The organism is Frigoribacterium sp. 2355, from assembly GCF_054060695.1.
The window spans coordinates 44,336-68,083 of the sequence record NZ_JBSSDL010000012.1; the positions used below are offsets into that span (position 1 = coordinate 44,336).

13 protein-coding genes and 1 other RNA gene are annotated in these 23,748 nt (G+C 73.3%); 2 read left to right on the forward strand and 12 right to left on the reverse strand.

The window, feature by feature from the left end; genetic code table 11:
- Window positions 1-45: 45 nt before the first annotated feature.
- The 8 genes from ACVJ1F_RS12990 to ACVJ1F_RS13025 all read right to left on the reverse strand — a co-directional run bounded on the left by ACVJ1F_RS12990 (window position 46) and on the right by ACVJ1F_RS13025 (window position 9,295).
- Window positions 46-651, reverse strand: coding sequence for a thymidine kinase (locus ACVJ1F_RS12990; RefSeq protein ID WP_056046465.1), 606 nt, complete (start codon window positions 649-651; stop codon window positions 46-48).
- Complete coding sequence (locus ACVJ1F_RS12995) at window positions 651-1,400, reverse strand: response regulator transcription factor (protein ID WP_082460304.1); 750 nt, start codon at window positions 1,398-1,400, stop codon at window positions 651-653. Before ACVJ1F_RS12995 ends, ACVJ1F_RS12990 begins: the two co-directional genes overlap by 1 nt.
- Window positions 1,387-2,559, reverse strand: coding sequence for a hypothetical protein (locus ACVJ1F_RS13000; protein ID WP_456886698.1), 1,173 nt, complete (start codon window positions 2,557-2,559; stop codon window positions 1,387-1,389). The genes ACVJ1F_RS12995 and ACVJ1F_RS13000 overlap by 14 nt, the downstream gene beginning before the upstream one ends.
- Complete coding sequence (locus ACVJ1F_RS13005; RefSeq protein ID WP_456886700.1) at window positions 2,556-3,797, reverse strand: sensor histidine kinase; 1,242 nt, start codon at window positions 3,795-3,797, stop codon at window positions 2,556-2,558. Before ACVJ1F_RS13005 ends, ACVJ1F_RS13000 begins: the two co-directional genes overlap by 4 nt.
- A gap of 177 nt (window positions 3,798-3,974) precedes the next feature.
- Window positions 3,975-5,168 (reverse strand): Rv2578c family radical SAM protein, encoded by a 1,194-nt coding sequence (locus tag ACVJ1F_RS13010; protein ID WP_456886702.1) that lies wholly within the window; start codon window positions 5,166-5,168, stop codon window positions 3,975-3,977.
- Window positions 5,169-5,246: 78 nt separating this feature from the next.
- The gene (locus tag ACVJ1F_RS13015; protein ID WP_123570488.1) at window positions 5,247-6,728 is read right to left on the reverse strand and encodes a malate:quinone oxidoreductase; all 1,482 of its coding nucleotides are present in this window, start codon (window positions 6,726-6,728) and stop codon (window positions 5,247-5,249) included.
- 130 nt (window positions 6,729-6,858) lie between these two features.
- On the reverse strand, window positions 6,859-7,911 hold the full coding sequence (locus ACVJ1F_RS13020) for an aspartate-semialdehyde dehydrogenase (protein ID WP_456886704.1): 1,053 nt from the start codon (window positions 7,909-7,911) through the stop codon (window positions 6,859-6,861).
- A 118-nt stretch (window positions 7,912-8,029) separates the two neighbouring features.
- Window positions 8,030-9,295: an aspartate kinase gene (locus ACVJ1F_RS13025; RefSeq protein ID WP_055971466.1), complete on the reverse strand. Its 1,266-nt coding sequence runs from the start codon at window positions 9,293-9,295 to the stop codon at window positions 8,030-8,032.
- 137 nt (window positions 9,296-9,432) lie between these two features.
- Between ACVJ1F_RS13025 and ACVJ1F_RS13030 the strand changes: the two genes are divergently transcribed.
- Window positions 9,433-10,242, forward strand: coding sequence for a DUF1206 domain-containing protein (locus ACVJ1F_RS13030; protein ID WP_456886705.1), 810 nt, complete (start codon window positions 9,433-9,435; stop codon window positions 10,240-10,242).
- 41 nt (window positions 10,243-10,283) lie between these two features.
- Here ACVJ1F_RS13030 and recR read toward each other — a convergent pair whose 3' ends face one another.
- From recR to ffs, 4 genes are all read right to left on the reverse strand, one after another.
- Window positions 10,284-10,883, reverse strand: a complete 600-nt coding sequence (recR, locus tag ACVJ1F_RS13035) for a recombination mediator RecR (RefSeq protein ID WP_043595550.1) — start codon at window positions 10,881-10,883, stop codon at window positions 10,284-10,286.
- Window positions 10,884-10,886: 3 nt separating this feature from the next.
- Window positions 10,887-13,316, reverse strand: coding sequence for a DNA polymerase III subunit gamma and tau (locus tag ACVJ1F_RS13040; protein ID WP_456886707.1), 2,430 nt, complete (start codon window positions 13,314-13,316; stop codon window positions 10,887-10,889).
- 136 nt (window positions 13,317-13,452) lie between these two features.
- Window positions 13,453-22,473 (reverse strand): choice-of-anchor G family protein, encoded by a 9,021-nt coding sequence (locus ACVJ1F_RS13045; RefSeq protein ID WP_456886709.1) that lies wholly within the window; start codon window positions 22,471-22,473, stop codon window positions 13,453-13,455.
- A gap of 401 nt (window positions 22,474-22,874) precedes the next feature.
- Window positions 22,875-22,971, reverse strand: an RNA gene (gene ffs, locus ACVJ1F_RS13050) — signal recognition particle sRNA small type.
- A 54-nt stretch (window positions 22,972-23,025) separates the two neighbouring features.
- On the opposite strand from ffs, the gene ACVJ1F_RS13055 reads away from it, so the two are divergent.
- Window positions 23,026-23,706 carry an SDR family oxidoreductase gene (locus tag ACVJ1F_RS13055; RefSeq protein WP_159826147.1) on the forward strand — a complete coding sequence of 227 codons (681 nt, stop codon included), beginning with the start codon at window positions 23,026-23,028 and terminating at the stop codon, window positions 23,704-23,706.
- Window positions 23,707-23,748 lie beyond the last annotated feature (42 nt).

The window sequence follows — 23,748 nt, forward strand, 5'->3', positions numbered from 1 at the left end:
CCGGTTTCTTCTCGTGTTCGCCGGTTCGCCCTCGGGCGACACGGGTCAGGCGAGGCGGCCGCCGGACTCGGCGAGATAGCAGGCACCGCAGAGCGACTCGTACGTCACCTGCTGACCGTCGATCGCCACTTGGTCGCCGTCGAACACGAAGCGGTCACCGACCGTGCGCGCCGTGAAGACCGCCTTGCGACCGCAGCGGCAGATCGTCTTGAGCTCTTCGAGCGAATGGGCCACCTCGAGCAGCCGCCGGCTACCAGGGAAGGCCACCGTGCGGAAGTCCGTCCGGATGCCGTAAGCCAGCACGGGGACGTCGTCGAGGATCGCGATGCGCAACAGGTCGTCGATCTGGTGCGGCGCCAGGAACTGCGCCTCGTCGACGAGCAGACAGGCCAGGCTCGACCCCGTCTCGGCCCGGACCGCGTCACGGCGGGCCGAGAAGACCTGGCGGACCTCGTCGTCGGGGGCGAAGGTGACGTCCGCGGCCCGGGTCACGCCCAACCGCGAGACGATGGCGTCGTCACCCTTGGTGTCGACGCCCGGCTTGGCGAGCAGGACCCGCTGACCGCGTTCTTCGTAGTTGTAGGCCGCCTGCAGCAGAGCCGTGCTCTTGCCGCTGTTCATCGCGCCGTAGCGGAAGTAGAGCTTGGCCACTACTGCAGGTAACCGTCTTCGGCGGCCCGACGGATGAGCTCGGACTTCTTGCTGGCCGGCCGGTTGGCCTTGGCGTACTTCTCGCGGACGCGCCGGAGGAACGTCTTCGCCGTCTCGTACTGCACGTTCATCTGCGCGGCGACCTCGTTGGTGCTGAAGCCCGAGACGTACAACCGGAACGCCTCGGCCTCGCCGGCGCTGAGCTTGGGTCGGGTCTGGTTCGCGGCGCCGGCCGGCAGGGGACGCCAGTCGCGCTGCGGGGAGTTGTCGCGGGCGACGCCCATGACCTGGCGGGCCGCATCCATCACCTCACGCATGGGCAGGGTCTTCGACAGGAACGCCGACGCTCCCGCCTCGAGGGCACGCTCGCGGGACTCGCGGGTGTCGAGACTGGACAGCACGACGACCTTGGCCCCGGCGGCCCGGCATGTGCGCACGCGGGCCTCGATCGAGACGGGCTCCTTCAGCTGGAAGTCGAGGAAGACGAGGTCGGTCGGGAAGTTGTCGCTGTGCACCAGCTGCAGCCAGGTGTGAGCCGTCAGGACGAGGTCGAAGTCGTAGGCGTTGACGTTGATCCAGCTGCTGAGGCTGTCGAGGAGCACCTCGTGGTCGTCGAGGATCGCGAGCCGGACACGACGAGCGGGCGGTGCCTCAGAACCCGGGCCGACGGTGGCCCAGGAGGGTGATGCGACGGGCCTCCCGAAGCCCGGACGGTGGGACGAGCGGCCGCTCGGCTCAGTGCTGGTCATAAGAAAACCTTACTGTCAGAAGCGACGGCGCCCGGTCGACCCGCAGGTCGCCCGAGACGAGGCGCAGCACGGTCAGACAGGGGGCGAGCGACCGTCGTGCGGCGACGGCCGAGGCCCGGCACGCGAGCTCGATCGTGATGCCCACCCGCGCCTCCTCGGCTTCGAGCGCGACCCGGAACGAGCGGACGTCGGCGGCCTCGACGTCGTCCACCGTCGCGACGAGCGCCCAGAGGGCGGTGCGGTGCCCGGGGCCCAGGAGATCGGCGAGCCGGTCGGGGTCGACGACCTCGGCCGGCACCCGGCGGCCGGGCGCGGCGAGTCGCCGGGCCAGCCACGTCGCGTCGGCGTCGGCCACCAGGGAGGCGCGCAACGCGTCGGCCACGCGCCGGGCCTCGTCGGCGTCCCCCTCGACGATCCGGCCGGATTCGACGAGCCGTGCGAAGAACGGCACCACCTCGCGGTTGAGGACGGTGACACGGTCCTGCTGGACCGACCGGGCGAGGGTCACCCTGAGGTCGTCGGTGCTGGCCCTGCGGAATCCCGTTGCCCGCGAGACCCACCCCTCGACATGGGCCACGAAGACCCCGGAGAAGGTCGCCGACGCCGCGGTCAGGGCGAGCAACGGGGTGAGGGCGACGACGACGTACGACGCGGTGGGCACCGGTGTGACGAAGCCGGGCGCCTCGACCAGGACGACGAGCGCGAGGACCACGGCCACGGCGCCTCCGGCGGCGAGGATCTCGCGTGCCGAGCGGTACGGGGCCACCCCGAGCAGGAGCACCCCGGAGACGATCCCCGCCCAGTCGTCCCGGACGAAGGGATTGCTGCCGGAGGTGGCGAGGGCGGACAGGACACCCGCCACCGCACACGTCGCGGCGACGCACCAGAGCGCCCGCGGCCCGAACGGTGCCCGCAAGGGGCCGGCCGACACGACGAGTGCGACGCCACCCGCGGCCACGGCGACGAGCGCACCGACCGCGGCCCCCGGCGAGGACACGTCGGAGGCCCGCAGCAGCGTGCCGACCACGGCGACGAGCAGGGCGGCGAGGGCCGCCCCGAAGGTGATCGGTCGGGCCGCCAGGGCGCCGAGGGGGTCGACCTGCTGGGGTGATCGATCGGAGGCGCGCCCGAGGGCACGAGGAGGGGCGGGGAAGGTCACGCGGGCACCCCGTCCTCGGTGGCGACGTCGCCGACCACCGGCGCCCCGGCGGCGAACGGGACCCGCAGGACGATCGACGTCCCGCTGCCGGGGGATGACCAGACCTGCACGTGACCGTGGACGCGTGTGAGACGGCCCTCGACCGACGCCGTCAGTCCGAGACGGTCGGGGGCCACCGCCGCCGTGTCGAAGCCGACTCCGTCGTCGATCACCATCACGGTGAGGTCGGTGCCGTCGCCGAAGACGACGAGCTCGGCCCGGTCGACCCCGCTGTGGCGGCTCACGTTCACGAGGCACTGTGCGACCGCCAGGCCGAGGGCGTCCCCGGTGACGGGGTCGAGGCGACCGACGGCCGAGACGTCGCCGGTCACGGCCACCTCGAGGCCGCCCGATCGCGACTGCTCGACGGCCGCGTGCAGTCGGCTGGCCTCCCAGCCGTCGGCGGCCGTCACGGCGGCCTCGGAGGGCACCGACCCCGGTGAGAGCCAGTCGCGCCCCACGAGGAGCTCGAGATCGGCCGCGATCGACCGCGCGGTGTCGGGCGACAGAGGACCGGGGCGGGCGGTGGCCACGGCCGCGAGATGCCCGAGGATCGTGTCGTGGACGAGGGCCGCGGCCTGCTGCTCGATGTCGACACGGATGCCCTGCACCTGCTGCTCGAGTGCGGACCGGTGCAGCCGCGGCTGAGCCGACCGCGCGCGTCCCCGCGACGCCTCGGCGTGACCGGTCACCACCGCGACCAGGACGAAGGCCAGCAGGGCGGTCACGTCGAGCCGCAGGGAGGCCCCCGTGTGCCAGGTCGACAGCTGCGTGGCGAGCTCGCCCGCCGCGTACCCCGCCGCAGCCCAGAGGAGACCCCGGCGGGGCCCGACGGCGGTGCTGCCGACCATGATGAGGGCGATCTTGGGCAACGAGAGCGAGAACGCGTCCGACGCCTGCACCGCCGCGACCTGCGAGAAGAGGGTGACGGCGTACCAGTAGAGGGCGGCGGTCCCGACGATCAGGTAGGCGAGGTGGGCCGTCGTGGACCGCGTGCGCTCGACCACGACGAGCAGGACGACCATCGGGAGGAGCGAGACCAGAGCGGGCCAGAGCAACAGATCGGGCGTGGCGGCCTGTTTCGTGAGCAGGAGGGCAGCCGCCGCCGCGAGGACGGTGGCCGCGATCGCGTGGCAGGCCCTCGACACCGAGTCGCCGAGCGCCGTCGGCGCCAGGTGGGCAGGGAGGCCGAGCAGCATGGGGCCTCCTCGGCTCGTTCGTGGTCAGGACAGATCATGACAGAAGCCGGACCTGGGCTGTACCCCGACATGTGGGGCCAGTGCGGGTGTCGCGCAGGCAGAGCGCTTCTTCTTGTGCCCCGTTCTGGTCGAGCGGGGCACAACACCCCGTGCCGATGACCTCTGGCCCTCGGAGGCTCAGAACAGTCGCGGCTGTGATCGGGCCCCGCCCGGCAGTTCGTGGGCGATGAGGGCGCGCGGGACCGCGGAGTCACCGGCACCGGCACCGGCACCGACGGCCAGGTCGGGGATGCCCGCCAGGCCGCCCGTCCCGGCGGCAGGGGCCGCGCCGGTGCCGTTGAGGCCCATCAGTCGGAGGGAACGCGCGCTGTCGTCGAGTGCGGCGGAACGCATCGACCCCGTAGCCGGGTCGGCCCGCCCCTTCTCGAGGCCGTACTCGCGCAGCAGGGGCCGTAGCCGGGCGGCCAGCCAGGAGCGGTACCCCGTCGGGGCGTAGGTGCCCTGGGCGTAGAGCGCACGGTACTTGCCCACGAGTTCGGGGTGCTCACGCTCGAGCCAGGCGAACCACCACTCTTTGACCCCCGGCTTGAGGTGCAGGGCGCTGTACATGACGCTCGACGCGCCCGAGTCGCGGACGGCGGCGAGCGCGGCGTGCAGGTGGTCGAGGCCGTCGGTGAGGTACGGCAGCACGGGCATCATGAACACCGAGCAGGACAGCCCCAGCTCGCGGGCCGCGGAGACGGTGGCCAGGCGGGCCGCCGTCGTCGGCGTGCCCGGCTCGACCGATTGCTGCAGGTCGTCGTCGTGGACGGCGATCGACATGGCCAGGTCGACGGGCACGTGCTGCGCCGCCTCGGCGAGCAGGGGGAGGTCGCGCCGCAGCAACGTGCCCTTGGTCAGGATGCTGAAGGGCGTGCCCGAGTCGGCGAGGGCGGCGATGATGCCGGGCATGAGCCGGTACCGGCCCTCGGCACGCTGGTAGGGATCGGTGTTCGTGCCGAGCGCGACCGGGTGGTGCTGCCAGGTGGGGCGGTGCAGCTCACGCGCGAGCACCTCGGCGACGTTGACCTTGACGACGATCTGCCGGTCGAAGTCGTCGCCGCCGTCGAGGTCGAGGTACTCGTGGGTGGGGCGGGCGAAGCAGTACACGCACGCGTGGCTGCAGCCCCGGTAGGGATTGATCGTCCACCCGAAAGGGAGGGCCGAGTCACCCCCTGGCACACGGTTGAGGGCACTCTTCGCGACCACCTCGTGGAACGTCACCCCCGCGAACTCGGGCGTCGTGACGGAGGTGATCAGGTTGTTCAATCGCGCCAGACCGGGCAGCGCCGAGGCGTTCTCGGTGTCGACCGCTTGCTCGGACCATCGCATGCCCCCATTCGAACACACGTTCGAACCAGGGTCAACCCGGGGCCCGCAGCACGGGGACGCGAGGCCCGGGTCGAGGCGTCAGGCGTGGATGTGCAACGCCTCGGCGGTCGCCCCGATGGTCGACGCGGCACGGCGTTCGTCGGACGAGAGGTCGTCGCCGTACGTGGGGATCATGGCGTTGAGCCGGGGCTTCCACGCCGCGATGCGGTCGGGGAAGCACCGCTCGAGCACGCTGAGCATGATCGGCACGGCCGTGGACGCCCCGGGGGACGCACCGAGGAGGCCTGCGATGGTGCCGTCGCCCGCCGTGATGACCTCGGTGCCGAACTGCAGCACCCCGCCCTTCTTGCGGTCCTTCTTGATGACCTGCACCCGCTGACCGGCCGTGATGCGGTACCAGTCCTTCGGGTCGGCGTCGGGCATGAATTCGCGCAGCGCCTCGAACTTGGTCTGCTTGCTCGCCGCCAGTTGCCCCACGAGGTACTTGACGAGCGAGAGGTTGGCGAGCCCGGCCCGGATCATCGGGTAGAGGTTGTGGGCACGGATCGACGCGAAGAGGTCGAACATCGAGCCGTGCTTGAGGAACTTCGGGCTGAAACCGGCGTAGGGCCCGAACATCAGGCTGGCCTGCCCGTCGACGACGCGCGTGTCGAGGTGCGGCACGGACATCGGGGGCGAGCCGACGGCGGCCTTGCCGTAGACCTTGGCCTGGTGCTTTCCGACGATCGCGGGATCGTCGCAACGGAGGAACTCGCCGCTGACCGGGAACCCGCCGAAGCCCTTGATCTCGTCGATTCCCGACTTCTGCAGCAGGTGCAGCGCTCCCCCACCGGCACCGACGAAGACGAAGCGCGCGTCGACGGTCGTCGGCGTGCCACCGACCTGCTTGCGGAGGGCCACCCGCCACGTGCCGTCGGCGAGCTTCGTGAGGTTCGTGACGCGGTGGTCGACCTCGAGGATCGCCCCCTCGCCCTGCAGGTAGGTGAGGAGGAGGCGCGTGAGGGACCCGAAGTCGACGTCCGTGCCGGCGGCGATCCGCGTCGCCGCGATCGGCTGCCCCTTCGCCCGTCCCGGGATGAGGACCGGCGCCCACGACCGGATGACGGACGCGTCGGTGCTGAACTCGAGCCCCTGGAACAGCGGGTGCTCACGCAGGGCCTCGTGGCGCTTGCGGAGGTACTCGACGTTCTTCTCGCCCCAGACGAAGCTCATGTGCGGGGTCGAGTTGATGAAGGCGTCCGGCTGCGGCAGGGCTCCCTCGGCCACGAGGAACGACCAGAACTGCCGCGACACCTGGAACTGCTCGTTGACCTTCACGGCGCTCGACGTGTCGATGGTGCCGTCGGAGCGCTCGGGCGTGTAGTTGAGCTCGCAGAGGGCGGAGTGGCCCGTGCCCGCGTTGTTCCAGGGGTTGCTCGACTCGAGGGCGACGTCGCCCAGCGCCTCGTAGATCTGGATCGTCCAACTCGGCTCGAGCTGTTTGATCATGGCACCGAGGGTGGCACTCATGATGCCTGCCCCGATGAGGGCTACGTCGACGGGCTTCTTCGCATCGGTCACGACGTCAGTCTAGGCCCGGCCCCCTCGGCGACCCCGGGAGGCCGCCGGAGCACGACACCCCGGTGTCTCGATGTCGAGAGACCGGGGTGCGACGCATCGCCGGCCCCTCGGGCGACCGGCCTCGGCGGGATCAGGCGACGGCGCGCTCGGCGGCGACGAGCTCGGCGATCTGAACGGCGTTGAGCGCCGCACCCTTGCGGAGGTTGTCGTTGCTGATGAAGAACGCGAGCCCACGGTGACCGGGGACGCCCTCGTCGTGCCGGATGCGGCCGACGAAGCTGGGGTCGGCTCCCGCCGCCTCGAGCGGGGTCGGGACGTCGGTGAGGACCACCCCGGGGGCGTCGCGCAGGAGTTCTTCCGCGCGCTCCGCCGTGATGTCCGAGGCGAACTCGGCGTTGATCGAGAGCGAGTGCCCCGTGAAGACCGGCACCCGGACGCACGTGCCGCTGACCAGCAGGTCGGGGCGCTCGAGGATCTTGCGGCTCTCGTTGCGCAGCTTCTTCTCTTCGTCGGTCTCGTTCGTGCCGTCGTCCACGATGCTGCCCGCGAGCGGGATGACGTCGAAGGCGATGGGACGGACGTACGTGACCGGCTCGGGCAGGTCGACCGCGCGACCGTCGTGCACGAGGCCGATGGTGTCGCCCTCGATCGCGGCACGGGTCTGCTGCAGCAGCTCGTCGGCGCCGGCGAGTCCACTGCCCGACACCGCCTGGTAGGTGCTGACGATCAGGCGCTGCAGGGTGGCCTCGGTGTCGAGCACCTTCAGCACGGGCATGGCCGCCATGGTCGTGCAGTTGGGGTTGGCGACGATGCCCTTGACCGCCTCGCGGAGGGCGTGGGGGTTGACCTCGCTGACCACCAGGGGCACCTCGGGGTCCATGCGCCAGGCGCTCGAGTTGTCGATGACCAGTGCCCCGGCCGCGGCGAACCGTGGCGCGTGGGCCCGCGAGCCCGTCGCGCCCGCCGAGAAGAGGGCGATGTCGAGACCCGCGGGGTCGGCCGTCTCGACGTCCTCGACCAGGATGTCGACACCGCGGAACGGCAGGGTCGTGCCCGCCGACCGGGCGGTGGCGAAGAAGCGGATCTCGGCGATCGGGAAGTCGCGCTCGTCGAGCAGCGTGCGCATGACCTTGCCGACCTGTCCGGTCGCGCCGATCACGCCGACGCGCAGTCCTTCGGCCATGGGTGCCTCCTGGGTTTCGGTGGTGCGGGGTTCGGTGGTGCGGGTCCTGGCCCGGTGGGAGCCGGGTCGGGAGGCGCGGTGCGGTGGCCGCGCGCGCCTCCTCGGGTGGTGGGTCGCGTCAGCGGCCGGTGCCGCCGTGGACGACGGCGTCGACCTCGGCGTCGAGGCCGAAGGCCGTGTGGACGACGCGCAGGGCGTCGTTCAGGGTGTCGGCCCGCGTGACCACCGAGATGCGGATCTCGCTGGTCGAGATCATCTCGATGTTGATGCCGGCCTCGAAGAGGGCCGTGAACAGCCGCGCCGAGACGCCGGCGTTGGTGCGCATGCCTGCGCCGACGAGGGCCAGCTTGCCGATCTGGTCGTCGTACTGCAGGGACTCGAAGCCGATCTCGGCCCGGTCGGACTCGAGGGCCTGGAGCACGACGGCACCCTCGGACTTCGGCAGGGTGAACGAGATGTCGGTGCGGCTGGTCGACGCCGCCGACACGTTCTGCACGATCATGTCGATGTTGGCGCCGGTCTTGGCGACCGTGCGGAAGATCTGGGCGGCCTTGCCGGGCACGTCGGGGACGCCGACGACGGTGATCTTGCCCTCGCTGAGGTCGCCCGCGACCCCGCTGATGATGGGTTCTTCCACGTTCTCTCCCTCTTTCGGGTTGACGACGAGCGTGCCCTCGTTGTTGTTGAACGACGAGCGGACGTGCAGGGTGACCCCGTGACGCCGGGCGTACTCGACGGCACGGATGTAGAGCACCTTCGACCCGGCGGCGGCGAGCTCGAGCATCTCTTCGCTCGTGACGCGGTCGAGCTTGCGGGCCTTGGGCACGACGCGGGGGTCGGCCGTGAAGACGCCGTCGACGTCGGTGTAGATCTCGCACACGTCGGCGTCGAGCGCCGCGGCGAGGGCGACGGCGGTCGTGTCGGAGCCGCCACGACCGAGGGTCGTGATGTCGCCCGTGGACCGGTTGAACCCCTGGAAGCCGGCGACGATCGCCACGTACCCGGCGTCGAGCGCGTCGCGCACCCGTCCGGGCGTCACGTCGACGATGCGGGCCTTGCCGTGCTGGGCGTCGGTGATCATGCCGGCCTGGCTGCCCGTGTACGAGCGGGCCTCGACGCCCAGGCTGCGGATCGCCATGGCGAGCAGGGCCATGCTGATGCGCTCGCCCGCGGTGAGCAGCATGTCGAGCTCGCGACCGCCGGGCAGCGGGCTGACCTCGTTGGCCAGGTCGAGCAGTTCGTCGGTGGTGTCGCCCATCGCGCTGACGGCAACGACGACGTCGTTGCCGGCCTTCCGCGTCTCGACGATGCGCTTGGCGACGCGCTTGATGCTCTCGGCATCGGCGACGGACGACCCGCCGAATTTCTGCACGATCAAGCTCACGGTGACTCCTGAGAAGGGGGACTGGGCGCGCCGGAGGACGGCTCACGCCTGCGTCCGGCGATTCTATTCGGTGTCGAGAGCGTGTGACGTACGTCGGTCGCGGGGCGTCATCGGCGCCTCTCCCCTACGGTGGACCGATGCCCGACACCACCGACCAGGCCCGCGGCGCCGCCAGCCGCCTCCAGGACAGCCGCGCCCTCACGACCGCCGCCCGCGTCGGCTTCGCCATGAACGGCCTGCTCCACGTCGTGATCGGCGTGATCGCCCTCGGCGTCGCGTTCGGAGGTGGAGGCGAGGCCGACCAGGGCGGTGCCCTCGGGCAGTTCGCGTCCCGCCCGGGCGGGGTCTTCCTCCTCTGGCTGATCGTCGTCGGGCTCTGGGGCCTCGGCCTCTTCCAGTTGCTGGAGGCCGCTCTCGTCCGCGGGACGGACAAGGACGCCTGGGGCGAGCGTGCGAAGGAGGGCGGCAAGGGCGTCGCCTACCTCGCCGTCGGGTTCACGGCCTTCACCTTCGCCCGGGGGTCGTCGTCGGACAGCTCGGGACAGACCCAGACGCTCAGCGCCCGGCTGCTCTCCGCACCCGGCGGCGTCGTGCTGCTCGTCGTCGTCGCGCTCGCCATCGTGGCGATCGGGGCCTACTTCGTCGTGAAGGGCGTGAAGCAGAAGTTCCGCGAGGACCTCACGCTGCCGGGCGGTGCGGCGGGACGGGGCACGGTCGCCCTCGGCGTCACGGGTTACGTGGCCAAGGGGATCGCCCTGGGCGTGGTGGGGGTGCTGTTCGCGGTCGCGGCCGTCACCTCGGACCCGAGCGAGGCCACGGGGCTCGACGGCGCGCTGAAGGCCCTCGCGGCCCTTCCGTTCGGCGTGGTGGTGCTGACGGCCGTCGCCCTGGGGCTCATGGCCTACGGTGCGTACTGCGCCGTGCGGGCACGGCGCGCCCGCCTCTGACGGGCAGGCGTGCGCCGGACGGGTTCAGGAGGCGCGGGTCGTCATTCGGAGACGAGCCGACGGCCCTCGAAGGCGCGGCCGAGCGTGACCTCGTCGGCGTACTCGAGGTCGCCGCCCACGGGCAACCCCGAGGCCAGTCGCGTCACCCGGAGACCGAAGGGCGCGAGCATCCGGGAGAGGTACGTCGCGGTCGCCTCGCCCTCGAGGTTGGGATCGGTGGCGATGATGACCTCTTGCACGGTGTCGTCGGCGAGACGCTGCACCAACTGGCGGATGCGCAGATCGTCGGGACCGATGCCGTCGATGGGACTGATCGCCCCGCCGAGCACGTGGTACAGACCGCGGAACTCGCGGGTGCGCTCGATGGCCTGGACGTCCTTGGCCTCTTCGACGACGCAGATCGTGGCGGGCGAGCGACGCGGGTCACGGCAGATGTTGCACGTCTCTTGTTCGCTGACGTTGCCGCAGATCTCGCAGAAACGCACCTTGGTCTTGACGTCGACGAGCAGCTCGGCGAGGCGTGACGTGTCGAACGACTCGTTCTGCACGATGTGGAACGCGATGCGCTGCGCCGACTTGGGCCCGATGCCGGGGAGGCGACCGAATTCGTCGATCAGCTCTTGGACGATGCCTTCGTACACGCGCTACTCGCTTCTCTGAGGCGTGACCCGGGGGGCGATCGTCTCTTCTGCGATGAACTGGGCCCCGAGGATCTCGCGCACGACGGCCTCGCCGTAGCGCGACCCGGTGGGGATGCCCCGGCGCGGGTCGCCGGTCGCCGCGCGACGCTCGGCCACCGACGGACCCGCACCGGCGGAGGTGGTCGGTGTGCTGGTGGCCGCTGTGGAGGGCGACGGGGCGGCGGCGGCAGGGCGAGCCGGGGGCACGTCGACCTCGGGCGGAGGAGGCGCGGCGTCGACCGTCGGGACGCCGCCGGGCGGTTCTTCGGTGATGTGCTCGGGTTCGTCGGGCTCGGGGGGCGGGGTCTGCGGGATGGGGGCGACGTCCCACCCGGTGACGGGGGTCGAGCCGCCGGACCGCGCCGCGGCACCGGACCGCGCGGCGGCCTCGGGCGCCGGCGGCGTCGCGGCGGGGGCCGAAGCCGGGCCCGTCTCGGACGGCGCCGACCCCGGAGACGCGGGCCCGGACGGCTGGCGTCCGGCCTCGGGCGCCGGTGTGGTCGACCGGCCGGTCTCTCGCGGCGCACCCGACGTGGCGGGAGGGGCGGTGGCGTCGACGGGTGCACCCGTGGGGGTCGGGCCCGCGGGCCCGTCGCCCTCGACACGGGCGATGTACTTCACCTTGACGCCGAGGACGTCGACGATCGCGCGTCGCAGGTACTCGCTGACACCCTCGGCCGCGCCCTGCGGCCGCTTGAAGCTCTCGACGTCGTTGGCGCTGGGGAAGGCCAGCGTCAGCACGTCGTCGACGAAGTCGACGACGGTGGCCGTGACGACGACCATCCAGGCCGTGCGCCGCGCCTTCTGGACGACCTCGACGATCTCGGGCCAGCTGTCACGCAACTGCTGGAGCGTGACGGGAGCCGCGCCGCCCACGGACGCCTGGCCGGTGTCGGGGGTCTGTGCCCACGCGGCCGAGTGCGGTGCGGACGGAGGCGCGGGTTCGGTCGGCGTCGCGGAGTCGGCCTGGTCGGCCCGGGTGGCAGAGGTCGACGGAGCGGCCGTCGCCCAGGACGCCGTCGCACTCTCGACGGCCGACGGGCCACCGGCCGCCTCGGTCGACGGCGTGGCCTCGACGGGCGAGGCGGACGGGGCCGACGCGGACGGGGCCGACGCGGCGACGGGAGGCGTCGATCGACCCGCCGTCCGGACCTCGGCCGGCCGGGCAGCCGCCTGCGTCGACGGGGCAGCGGACGGACCCGCCACGGCGGACGGACCGGAGCCGGAGCCCTCGACCCCGACGCGTCGTTCGAGGCGCTCGACCCGGGCGAGGGCGCCCCGGCCGGTCTGGTCGCTCTCGGGGACGAGGACGCGCGCGATCATCAGTTCGAGGTGCAGCCGCGGCGAGGTGGCCCCGGTCATGTCGGTGAGAGCGCGGTTGACGACGTCGGCCGAGCGCGACAGCTCGGCGGCGCCGAAGGCGTGCGACTGGTGCACGAGACGGTCGAGCTCGTCGGCCGTGACGCCCCGCAACACGGCCGAGGCACCCTCGACGGTCGCTCCGACGACGATGAGGTCGCGCAGGCGTTCGAGCAGGTCTTCGACGAACCGCCGAGGGTCTTGCCCGGTCTGGACGACGCGGTCGACCGCAGCGAACGCCGCGGCGCCGTCCCGGGCGCCCAGCGCCTCGACGACGTCGTCGAGCAGCGATGCATGGGTGTACCCGAGCAGCGCGACGGCGCGCTCGTACTGGATGGCGCCGTCCTCGCTGCCGGCCATCAGCTGGTCGAGGAGCGAAAGGGTGTCGCGCACCGACCCGCCGCCGGCACGGACCACGAGCGGGAGCACGCCCGGGGCGGCCTCGACCGACTCGCTCTCGCAGAGTTCGTGGACGTACTCGAGCATCTGGGCCGGGGGCACGAGGCGGAACGGGTAGTGGTGGGTGCGCGACCGGATGGTGCCGATCACCTTGTCGGGCTCGGTGGTCGCGAAGATGAACTTGACGTGCTCGGGCGGTTCTTCGACGACCTTCAGCAGGGCGTTGAAGCCCTGCGGGGTGACCATGTGGGCCTCGTCGAGGATGAAGATCTTGAAGCGGTCGCGAGCCGGGGCGAACACGGCCCGGTCACGGATGTCGCGGGCGTCGTCGACGCCGTTGTGGCTGGCCGCGTCGATCTCGATGACGTCGAGCGAGCCGCCGCCGTCGCGTGACAGCTCGACGCACGACGCACAGACGCCGCACGGGGTGTCGGTCGGACCCTGGGCGCAGTTGAGGCAGCGGGCCAGGATGCGCGCGGACGTCGTCTTGCCGCAACCGCGCGGCCCGCTGAAGAGGTAGGCGTGGTTGACGCGGTTGGTGCGGAGTGCCGTGCGGAGCGGATCGGTCACCTGCGTCTGCCCGATGAGCTCGGCGAAGTTCTCTGGCCGGTAACGGCGATACAGGGCGGTGACCACAGAGCAAGAGTAGTCGTGGCTACCGACAACGGTCGACGGCGGGAGTCGCCGTCGAGGGCCCCTCGCGGCGCCCCGGGCGCACGAGAGGGCCCGTCGTGTCGACGGGCCCTCGGGTGCGGCTCCCGGCCGGGGTGGACTACTCGGCGGACCCCCTCGCGCGACGGCGGACCCTGGTCGCCGACACGAGGCCGAGGCCGATCAGCAAGGCGAAGGCCGCGAGCGAGAACCAGCCGAGGGCGTCCGACCCCGTGTACGCCAGGCCCGAGACGGAGCCGGTCGGGACCGCTCCCCCGCCGTTGCCGGTGCCGTTACCGGTGCCGGTGCCGGTGCCGCCACCCGATCCGGGCAGACCCGGGAAGCCGGGGGTGCCAGGGGTACCGGGGGTACCAGGGGTCCCCGGGGTCCCGGGCGTGCCCGGGTCGCCCGGCGTGCCCGGGTCGCCCGGCGTGCCCGGGGTCCCGCTGGCCGCCGCGACGGTGAACCCGGTGGTGACCGGGGCCGACGTGGCGCCCGCGATCGTCTCGGTCGCGGCGACCACGTGGGGTCCGACGGCGACGCCCGCGAGGACGACCGTCCAGCTCCCCGTCCCGGGGTCGGCCTGGACGACCTGCGCGGTGCCGTCGTCGAGCTGCACCGTCACCGTGGCACCGGGTTCCGCCGTCCCGACGACCGTCACGGGCGTCGTGCCGCCGGTTCCGGCCTGCAGGACCGAGCCGGCCACCGGGCTGGTGATCACCACGGGGTCGACCGAGGCGATCAGGAGGTCCTGGCTCACCGTGGTCGTGCCCGCGTCCGCGGTCTGCGTCGCCGTGACGACGTAGGCGCCGACCGGGACGTCCGTGAAGTCGACCGCCCAGGTGCCGTCGGCGCCGACCGTCGCCGACTGCGTCGGCCCGCCGCCGAGGTCCACCGTGACGAGCGCACCGGGTGTGCCGGTGCCCGTCACCGTGACGTCCTCGAGGCCGTTCCCGTCGACGTCGGCGATCAACGCGCCGGGTGCCGGCGAGGTGATGACGACGGCGTCGGTGCTCGCGGCCGCCGTGACCGTGAACACGACGGTCTCGGGGGCCGACACCGCGCCTCCCACGGTCTGGGTCACGGACAGGGTGTGCTGCCCCTGCTCGACCCCCACGAGGGTGGTCGACCAGGCGCCGTCGGCGCCCACGTCGACCACGACCGGGAGGCCGCCGTCGATGCTGACGGCCACCGAGGCGTTCGGCTGGGCCGAACCGCCGACCAGGACGTCCGCCGTCCCCGCCGTGCCCGCCGGCAGGATCGAGCCCTGTTCGGGCGAGTTGACCACGAGCGGCGCGACCTCGGCCGCGGGGGCGAGGGTGACGTCGACCGACGCGCTGCCGGTGACGACGCCGCCGACCGCCTGTTCGACGATCACGGTGCGGGTGCCGACCGGGACCGCCGGGAGGGTCACCGACCAGGTGCCCCCGTCGGTGACGGTGGCCGTCTGCGTGATGCCGCCGACGGAGACGGTGACGGTCGCTCCGGGCTCGCCCGTTCCGGTGACCGGCAGGTCGACGAAGCCGTCACCGTCGGTGTCGACGACGAGCTGTCCGTCGGCCGGCGAGGTGATGGTGGGCGCGGCGGCGGGGTCGGCCGGGACGGGCACGACGACCACCGAGACCTCGACGGGAGCGCTCGTGGCGCCTCCGACGGTCTGCACGGCCGAGACCGTGTGCGTCCCGGTGCCGAGCACGACCGGCACCTGCCACGAGCCCGAGGCGTCGACCGTCGTGGTGACGGGGTCTCCCCCGTCGACCGTGACGGCGACGGGTGCGCCCGGCTGCCCCTGGCCACGGACGACGACCGGCGCGGTGCCGGCGTCGCCCGCCTGGTACTGCTGGCCGTCGGTCGGTGCCGTGATCGTGAGCGTCGCGGCGGCCTCGACCACGACCGTGGTCGTGACCGGAGCCGACTCGACCCCGGCGACGGTCTGCGTCGCGGACACCACGTGCTCGCCCACGCCGACCCCCGCGAAGGTGGTCGACCAGACGCCGTCGTCGTCCACGTCGACCGTGACGGCCGTGCCGTCGTCGAGCGTCACCGCGACGGTCGCGCCGGCCTGGGCCGAACCGGACACCGGCAGGTCCACCGTCGCGGCGGCGGACGGCACGAGGAGGCGCGTGCCCGTCACCGGGTCGGTGATCCGGATCGGGTCTGCCGCGACCACCGCGAAGGGCTGGGTCACGGGGACCGTCGTGACGGTGCCGTACTGCTGCACCACCGAGATCGGTCCGGCACCCACCGGCACCGCGTCGAAGGTCGTGGTCCACGCCCCCGTCGTCGGGTCGGCCGTGACGGCCTGGGTCAGGTCGCCACCGAGCGAGACCGTGACGGTCGCGCCGGGCTGGGCGGTGCCCGACACAGTGACCGGCGTCGTCCGGCCGTCGAGGACGACGACCGTGGCACCCGGGGCGGGCTCGGTGATGGTGACCGGGGTGCCGACCACCACGTCGAGCTGCTGGCTGGCGGGAGTCGTCGAACCGGCCGGCACCGTCTGCGTCACGACGACCGGGTACGAGCCGACGGGCACGTCGCCCACCGTGACGGTCCAGGTGCCCTCGGGGGTCACCGTCGTCGTCTCGGAGAGGTCGTCGCCCACCGCGACCACGACCGTGGCGCCGGGCTGACCCGTGCCGGTGACCGTGACGTCGGTGGTGTCGTCGGCGTCACGGACGACGATCGACGACCCCGCGGGCGGCGAGGTGATCGTCACCGGGGCGGCCACGACGACCGACACGTCCCGCGTGATCGGGGTCGACACGGCGCCGTCGACGGTCTGGGTGACCGAGGCGGTGCGGTCGCCGACCGGGACGCCGTCGACCGTGACGCTCCAGGCGCCGGTCGTCGGGTCGGCCACGACGGTCCCGACCAGGCCGTCACCGAGGTCGACCGTGACGGTCGCTCCGGGCTGGGCCGTGCCGGACGCGACCACCGGGGCGGTGTCGCCCGCGGCGAGCACGACGACCGTCGTGCCGTCGGTGGGCCGGTCGACGACGAGACCCGCCGCCGCCGCGACCGTGAACGGTTGCGTCGCCGCGGCCGAGGTCGCGCCTCGGATCGTCTGCGTGGCGGTCAGGGTGTAGTCGCCGACGGGGACTCCGTCGACGGTCGTCTGCCAGTCACCCTCGGGTCCGACGGTGGCGCCGGCCGTGAGGCCCGTGCCGAGCGAGACGGCGATGGTGGCGCCGGGCTCACCGGTGCCCGAGACGACGACCGACGTGGTGCCGGCCGGGTCGAGCAGGGAGACCGTCGCACCGGGGGCGGGGGTGACGATCGCGGGCGCGGCGGGGGCCACGACGATCGACACGTCCCGCGTGACCGGGGTCGAGGTCGAGCCGTCGACGGTCTGCGTGACCGCGATGGTGCGGTCGCCGACCGGGACGCCCGGCACGGTGACGCTCCACGCGCCGGTCGTGCCGTCGGCCGTGACCGTGCCGGTCAGGTCGTCGCCGAGGTCGACGGCGATCGAGGCGCCCGGCTCGGCCGTGCCCGACACGACCAGGTCGGTCGTCGCGTCCGGCGTCGCCACCGCCACGACGGTCCCGACGGCCGGGGCCTCGATGACGACCGCGGCGGCGGAGACCACCGAGAGGGGTTGGGTGACGGCGGGCGACACCGAGGTGCCGAGCGCCTGGGTGGCGGAGAGCGTGCGCTCGCCGACCGTGACGCCGGCCACGACGACGCTCCAGGCGCCGGTGGTCGGGTCGGCGATCGTCGAGGCCACGAGGTCGTCACCGAGGTCGACGCGGACGGTCGCCCCGGGTGCGGCCGTGCCGCTGACCGTGACGGCCGTCGAGGCGGTCGCGTCGGCGACGGTCACGACGTCACCGGGCTCGGGCTGCAGGACCTCCAACCCGGGACCGACCACGATCCGGAACCCGGCCGCGACGGGGGTCGAGGTCGTGCCGGCCACGGTCTGCGACGCCGTCACCTGGTAGACGGCGGTCGGCAGGTCGGCGAAGAGGACGGACCAGTCGCCGGACGTCGGGTCGGCGGTCGTGGTGACGGCCGCTCCCCCGTTCAGTCGGACCGAGACCGGGGCGCCCGGGGACGCCGTGCCCGAGACGGGGACGTCCACGGTGCCGGCCGGGTCGAGCACCGTGAACACGGTGTCGTCCGGGTCGACGATGACGACCGGGGCGGCCGCGCGGATCTCGAACGAGCTCTCCTGCGCCGGCGAGGTGGTGCCGCCGATGCTCTGCGTCGCCGACAGGTCGACCGCACCGACGGGCACGCCCGGGACGTCCACGGACCACCGGCCCGTGGCCGCGTCGGCCGTCGTCGTGACGGCGAGGTCGGCGCCCGTCGCGGGATCGAGGACCACGTCGACCGTGGCTCCCGCCGCGGCGGTGCCGGAGACGGTCACCGTGGTCACGACCTCGGGCCCGGCCACGTCGACGACGGAACCGTCGGCGGGGGTCAGGACGACGAGCGGGTCGCCGGCGAGGATGCGGACCACCCGGGTCTCGGGAGCCGAGACCGAGGTGCCCACCGTCTGGGTGGCGGTGACGGTCCGCGTGCCCACGGGCACCCCGGCGAAGGACACCGTCCAGGCACCCGTCGTGGTGCCGGCCGTGACCGTGTCGGTGAAGCCGTCGCCGAGGTCGACGCGGACGACCGCGCCCGGCTCGGCCTGGCCCGACACGACGAGCGTCGTCGTCGAGGACGGGTCGGCGAGGACGATCGGGACGCCGTCGGCCGGGGCGACGATGGTCAGCGGGGCGGCCGGGTCGATCGTCACGACTCGCGTGTCGGCCTGCTGGACGGTGTCCCGCACCGCCTGTGAGGCCCCGAGGACGCGCTCTCCGACGCCGACGCCGGCGAGCGTGACCGCCCAGGCCCCGGTCACGGGGTCGGCGAGGGTGCTGCCGACCCCGGCGCCGTCGAGGGTCACGGTGATCCGTGCGCCCGGCTGGGCGGTGCCGGCGACCGGGACGTCCTGCGTGGCCGCGGGCGAGGCGACGACGTAGCGGATGTCGGCGGCGGGCGTCGTGATGACCACGTCGGCCCCGGAGACGACCTCGAAGGCCCGGGTGACGGGCTCGGTGGTCGTCGTGCCACCGACCGTCTGGGTCGCGGAGGCGACCTGGTCACCCACGGGGACGCCCGGAACCGTGACGGACCAGAGCCCGTCGGGCCCGGCGGTCGTCGGGACGACCACGCCGGCCAGGGTGACCTCGACGGACGCACCAGGGTAGGCCGTCCCGGTCACGACGACGGCGGTGGTGCTGTCGGCGCCGGCGACCGTGACGACGTCGCCGTCACCGGGTGCGGTGATGGAGAGGTCGGCCTCGGCCGAGACGACCGAGAAGTCCGTCGGCTCGGCCTCGAGGAGGTCGGGGCCCTGCTGCTGGCTCGCGCCCACGACGTGGTCGCCGACGGCGACCCCGGTCAGGACGAGGGACCAGGCGCCCTGCGCGTCGGTGGCGACCGGGGCCTGGTCGACGCCGTCCACCGTGACGGTGACGGGCAGACCGGGCACGCCGGTGCCCGCGATGGTGACCGGAGCGGTCCCCTGGTCGTCGGCGACCACCAGCTGGGTGCCGGGGACGGGCGCCGTGATGACGACGTCGCCGCCGACGCCGACCAGGACGTCCCGCGTGTCGGCGTCCGAGGTGGAGCCGTTGATGCTCTGGGTCACCGAGACCGTGTGCGGACCGACCGGAACGCCGTCGACCGTGACGGACCACTGGCCCGAGACCGGGACGACCACCTGGCCGACGAGGCCGTCGCCGAGGTCGACCTCGACGGTCGCCCCGACCTGGCCCGTGCCCGAGACGACGACGGGCGTCGTGTCCTGCGGTCCCGGGACGAAGTACTCGGCGCCGTCGAGCGGTGCCGTGACGGCCAGGGGCGTGCCTTGCGCGATCGTCAGCGGCTGGGTCACCGGTGCCGAGGTGGTCCCGTCGAGGGTCTGCGTCGCACCGAGCGTGCGGACACCGGCGGGGACGTCGGGGATGACGGCGGTCCAGGCGCCCGTGGCGGGGTCGACCGTGGCCGGCACCTCGAAGCCGGCGCCGAGGCCGACCGTGACGGTCGCCCCCGGGTCGGCCGTGCCGGTGACGGTCACGTCGGCCGTGGTGCCGCCGACGATCGGGATCGTGGCCCCGGGGGCCGGCGTCGAGATGGCGACCGGGGTCCCGGCGACGATCGTCACGACGCGCGTCTGCGCAGGCGACACGGTGCCGCCGACGGTCTGCGTCGCCGAGATCGTGCGCTGACCGACCGGCACGCCGGCGACGTCCACCGACCAGGCGCCGGTCGTGGCGTCCGCCGTGACCCGGCCGGTGAGGCCGTCACCGAGGTCGACGCGGACGTCGGCGCCGACCTGGGCGGTGCCCAAGACGGTCAGCGTGGACAAGGAGGCGCTGTCGGCGACGCGCACCGTGGTGCCCTCGGCCGGGGCGAGGATGTCGAGCGGCGCACCGGCGGCGACCGTCAGCGGCTGCGTGACCGGCACCGAGACGACGCCCGCGACCGTCTGCGTGACGCTGATCGTCCGGGGCCCGACGGGCACGGACGACACGGTGGCCGACCAGGCGCCCGTGGCGTCGGCCGTGGTCGTGGCCACGTAGCCGTCGCCCAGGTCCACGCGGACGGGGGCGTTCGGCTCGGCGGCTCCCGTCACCGTGACCGGGGTGGTCGAGGTGGCGTCGGCGACCGTGAGGGTCGCACCGGGCGCCGGCGTCGAGATCGTCACGCCGGTCGCGGCCACGAGGGTGAAGTCGGTGGCCTGCGGGGCGGACACCGCGCCTCCCACCGTCTGCGTCGCGGTGGCCGTGTAGGTGGCGACCGGCAGGGCCGGGAAGGTCACGGACCAGGTGCCGTTGGGGGCGACCGTCGTGGTGAGGTCGCGGCCGCCGCCGAGGGTGACGGCGACCGGGGCACCGGCCTGCCCGGCACCCGAGACGGTGACGTCACGGGTGGAGTCGGCTCCGGGCAGACGGTACTGCGTGCCGGAGGTCGGGCTCGTGATGGTCAGGCCCGTGCCGGCGACGACGCTGAAGGCGCGCGTCACGGCGGCGGAGACGTCTCCACCGAGGGCTTGGGTCACCGACGCGGTGTAGCCGCCGACGGGCACGCCCGGGACGGTCGTCGACCAGGTGCCGTCCGCGGCGACGAGGGCCGTGGCCGTGCGGCCGCCGCCCAGGTCGACGGCGACGGTGGCCGTGGGGGTCGCGGTGCCCGAGACGATCAAGGGGGTCGTGGAGTCGGCGTCGAGGACCGTGAAGACGCGTCCGGCGGTGGGCGTGGTGACGACGAGCGGCTGCTGCGCGACGACGGTGAAGTCCCGCGTGACGGGGCCGGTGGTCGCGGTGCCGAGGGCCTGGGTCACGGAGGCGCTGTAGGCCCCTGCGGGCACGTTCGCGACGGTCACGCTCCAGCTGCCGTCCGCGGCGACCGTGCCGGTGCCCGTGCGACCGGCACCGAGGTCGACCGTGACCGTGGCGCCGGGCTCGCCGGCACCGGTCAGCACGACGCTGCGCGTGGCGCCCGGGGAGGCCGGGACGACGAACACCTGCCCGGCGGTGGGCGTGGCGATGCTGAGGGGGGCGAGGGCCGCGGCGCGGACGGTGGAGGTCGCGAGGTCGACCCGGGACGCGTTCACCAGCGGGAGGACCGAGAGGCTGACCGCGTGGACGGAGCTCGAGCCGGCGTCGGTGCCACGGCCGTCACGGAAGCCCGCGCCGTCCTGGGCGTTGATCGTGACGCGGACGAGCTGGTTGAGCAGCGTCGTGAGAGGCGCGAGGGTCGTGACGACCGCGGCGGTCGTGGTGCGCAGGCTGGTCGTCGTGGCGGCGAGCGCCGTGCCGTCCACCAGGGGCGAGTAGAGGCCGCCCACGCTGCCGAGCAGCGTGCCGACGACGGGGATGAGTGCCCCCCGGAGGACCGTGGCGCCGAGAGCACCGACGAGACCCGACCCGGTGACGGTCGTGGCGGCCGGCTGGACGGTACCGTCGAGCAGCGCGCCGAGGGTGGTCACGGTGCGGGTGCTCAACGTCTCGTTCACGCCGACGACGGCCAACTGGATGCGCAGTGCGACGGCGAGGTCGACGGTCACCTGGGTCGCGCGGATCGCGTCGTCCACGGCGGCCACGAGGTTGGTGGGCAGCTGGTTCTGCAGGATGTCGGTGATGCCGGCGGTGATCGCGGTGATGGTCGCGGGACGCAGCAGGTCGGTGTTCGCGGGCAGACCGTTCAGGGCGTCGAGGTCGATGACCACCTGGCCCGTGCTGGGGATGATGGTCACGGGCCCGCTGGTCAGGGGACGGGCGAGTTCCGCCGAGATCGTCGAGTCGAGGTCGACGGTCGCCTGCACGTTCACCGTTGGCTGGCCGAGCGTGACGGCGCCACCGAGGGGCAGGCCGTTCACGGCCGTGGTGAGCGGGCCGGTGATCGAGTTCGCGAGGCCGCTGACGGCGGTGCTGCCGGCGACCCCGTTCACCGCGGTCCCCAGGCCGCCGACCGTGGAGCGGAGGGACGAGGTCACGCCCTGGACGGCGGGGCTGGTCAGGGTGAACTCCGCACCGGCGACCTGGTAGGCCGTCGTGGGCGTGGTGGCGGTGGAGCCCCGCTGCTGGGTGATCTGCGACGAGAGCGCGCCGAGCTGCAGGGTCACGTCGCTGAGGACGCCCTGCGTGGCGGGCACCTGGGCGAGCAGCGGCTGGAGGCGGAGGGTGGTCTGCTGGGCAGGGCTGCCGTCGCCGACGGCGATCGAGCCGTCCTGGGCGATGAGACCGGCCGAGGCGGTGGCGCCGGTCGCGGTGGCGTTCGCGTACTGACCGTCGACGCCGAGGGTGAGCAGCCCGTTGCCCCCGAGGAGGCGGATGCCGTTGCCCAGACCGACCGTGAGCGCGTTGACGGCGGTGAGGTTCAGCGGGTTGCGCGACGTCGGCGGGTTCTGCGTGGTGCCGAAGGCCGAGTAGGCCCCGCCGAGTGCGGCGACCTGGTCGAGCGCGACGATGCCCGTTCCGCCGACGAGCGACGCCTCGGCCTCGCTGCGGTCGGTCGTGGCCGCCTGCGCGGGGACGACGACGACGAGCGCGCCGACGACCGCCGCGACGACGGCGGCCGCCGTCGCCTTCAGTGCGCGGGACGCGTGGGAGCGCCGGGGACGCTCGATCGTCTGGCTTCGCATGGGTGTGCCTCTTCCTGACGGGACGAGCCCGCCGCCTGATCCGAAGAACTCCCGCTGGTGAGGCGGGAGGTGCTGCTGTTCTGTTGTGTCGTCGCCGCGTCGCCGCCCGGGGACGACGACGAGGCGAACGGGACTACCGCGCGGTGCGCGGGCTCGTTCGCCTGGGGCGGGTGCTGCTGACGTGCCGTGGTGAGGGGCTCATCGGTCCTGATCCTGATCGTGTGGTGCGGGTGCGACGGCGCCGTCGCGCGTGGTCGCACCGTGGTGAGGGGTGCGGCCGGAGCGGTGGTTGATCGCTCCCGACGAGCTGGTTCGGTCTCGTCGTGATGCCGAGCTTAGGGGGCATCGCGCGGATCGCGCACCCCACGAAGGGGGGCCACGGGGCCTTCGGCCCCCAAAAGAGAAATGACCCCTCACGCACCCGTCAGAGCCCGGTTACCCTTGCTGCATTTCTGCCCTGGGGGAATTGGCCTGGATGACGCCACGTGAGGAGCCTCGACGAGTTTAGCGGCAACTGAGTGGTCGCCGCGACCCGGGGTGTTGCCTGGGGGCATGAGAATCGTCATCGCCGGAGGACACGGCAAGATCGCCCAGCTCCTCGAACGCCGACTCGCCGACGCCGGGCACGACCCCGTCGGCATCGTCCGCAACCCCGACCACACCGCCGACCTCGAGGCCGCGGGGGCCCGTGCCCTCGTCCTCGACCTCGAACGGACCGACGTCGACACGCTCGCCGGCCACCTCGACGGGGCCGACGCCGTCGTCTTCGCCGCGGGCGGCGGCGGCGGCAGCGGCGCCGAGCGCAAGCTGACCATCGACCGCGACGGGGCCGTCCTCCTGGCCGACGCCGCCGAGAAGGCGGGCGTCACGCGCTACGTCATGGTCTCGGCCATCGGCACGGACGACTTCGACCCGGCGCGCGCCGAGCTGCCCGCCGCGAACGACGACGACGTGTACCAGGTGTACATGCGTGCGAAGAGCGAGGCCGACGCCGACCTCCGCCGTCGCGAGGGCCTGGACTGGACGATCGTCCGTCCCGGTGGCCTGACCGACGACGCCGGCACCGGCCAGGTCACGGTCGGCACGACCGTCGAGCGCGGCAGCATCCCCCGCGCGGACGTGGCCGAGATCATCGCCACGGCGCTGATCGAGGGCACCGCCGTCAAGACGCAGTTCGAGGCCGTCTCGGGCGACGTCACCGTCTCGGACGCGCTCGCGACCATCAAGTACTGACCCGCGCCTCCTGGTCGTCCCCCGACCACGGAGTGACGAGAG

Excerpts from the sequence above, each read along its gene's own strand:
- ACVJ1F_RS13045 (WP_456886709.1), bottom strand. The coding sequence starts at position 22,473 with ATGCGAAGCCAGACGATCGAGCGTCCCCGGCGCTCCCACGCGTCCCGC.
- ACVJ1F_RS13030 (WP_456886705.1), top strand. The coding sequence starts at position 9,433 with ATGCCCGACACCACCGACCAGGCCCGCGGCGCCGCCAGCCGCCTCCAG.
- ACVJ1F_RS13010 (WP_456886702.1), bottom strand. The coding sequence starts at position 5,168 with ATGCGATGGTCCGAGCAAGCGGTCGACACCGAGAACGCCTCGGCGCTG.
- ACVJ1F_RS12995 (WP_082460304.1), bottom strand. The coding sequence starts at position 1,400 with ATGACCAGCACTGAGCCGAGCGGCCGCTCGTCCCACCGTCCGGGCTTC.
- ACVJ1F_RS13005 (WP_456886700.1), bottom strand. The coding sequence starts at position 3,797 with ATGCTGCTCGGCCTCCCTGCCCACCTGGCGCCGACGGCGCTCGGCGAC.
- ACVJ1F_RS13020 (WP_456886704.1), bottom strand. The coding sequence starts at position 7,911 with ATGGCCGAAGGACTGCGCGTCGGCGTGATCGGCGCGACCGGACAGGTC.
- ACVJ1F_RS13055 (WP_159826147.1), top strand. The coding sequence starts at position 23,026 with ATGAGAATCGTCATCGCCGGAGGACACGGCAAGATCGCCCAGCTCCTC.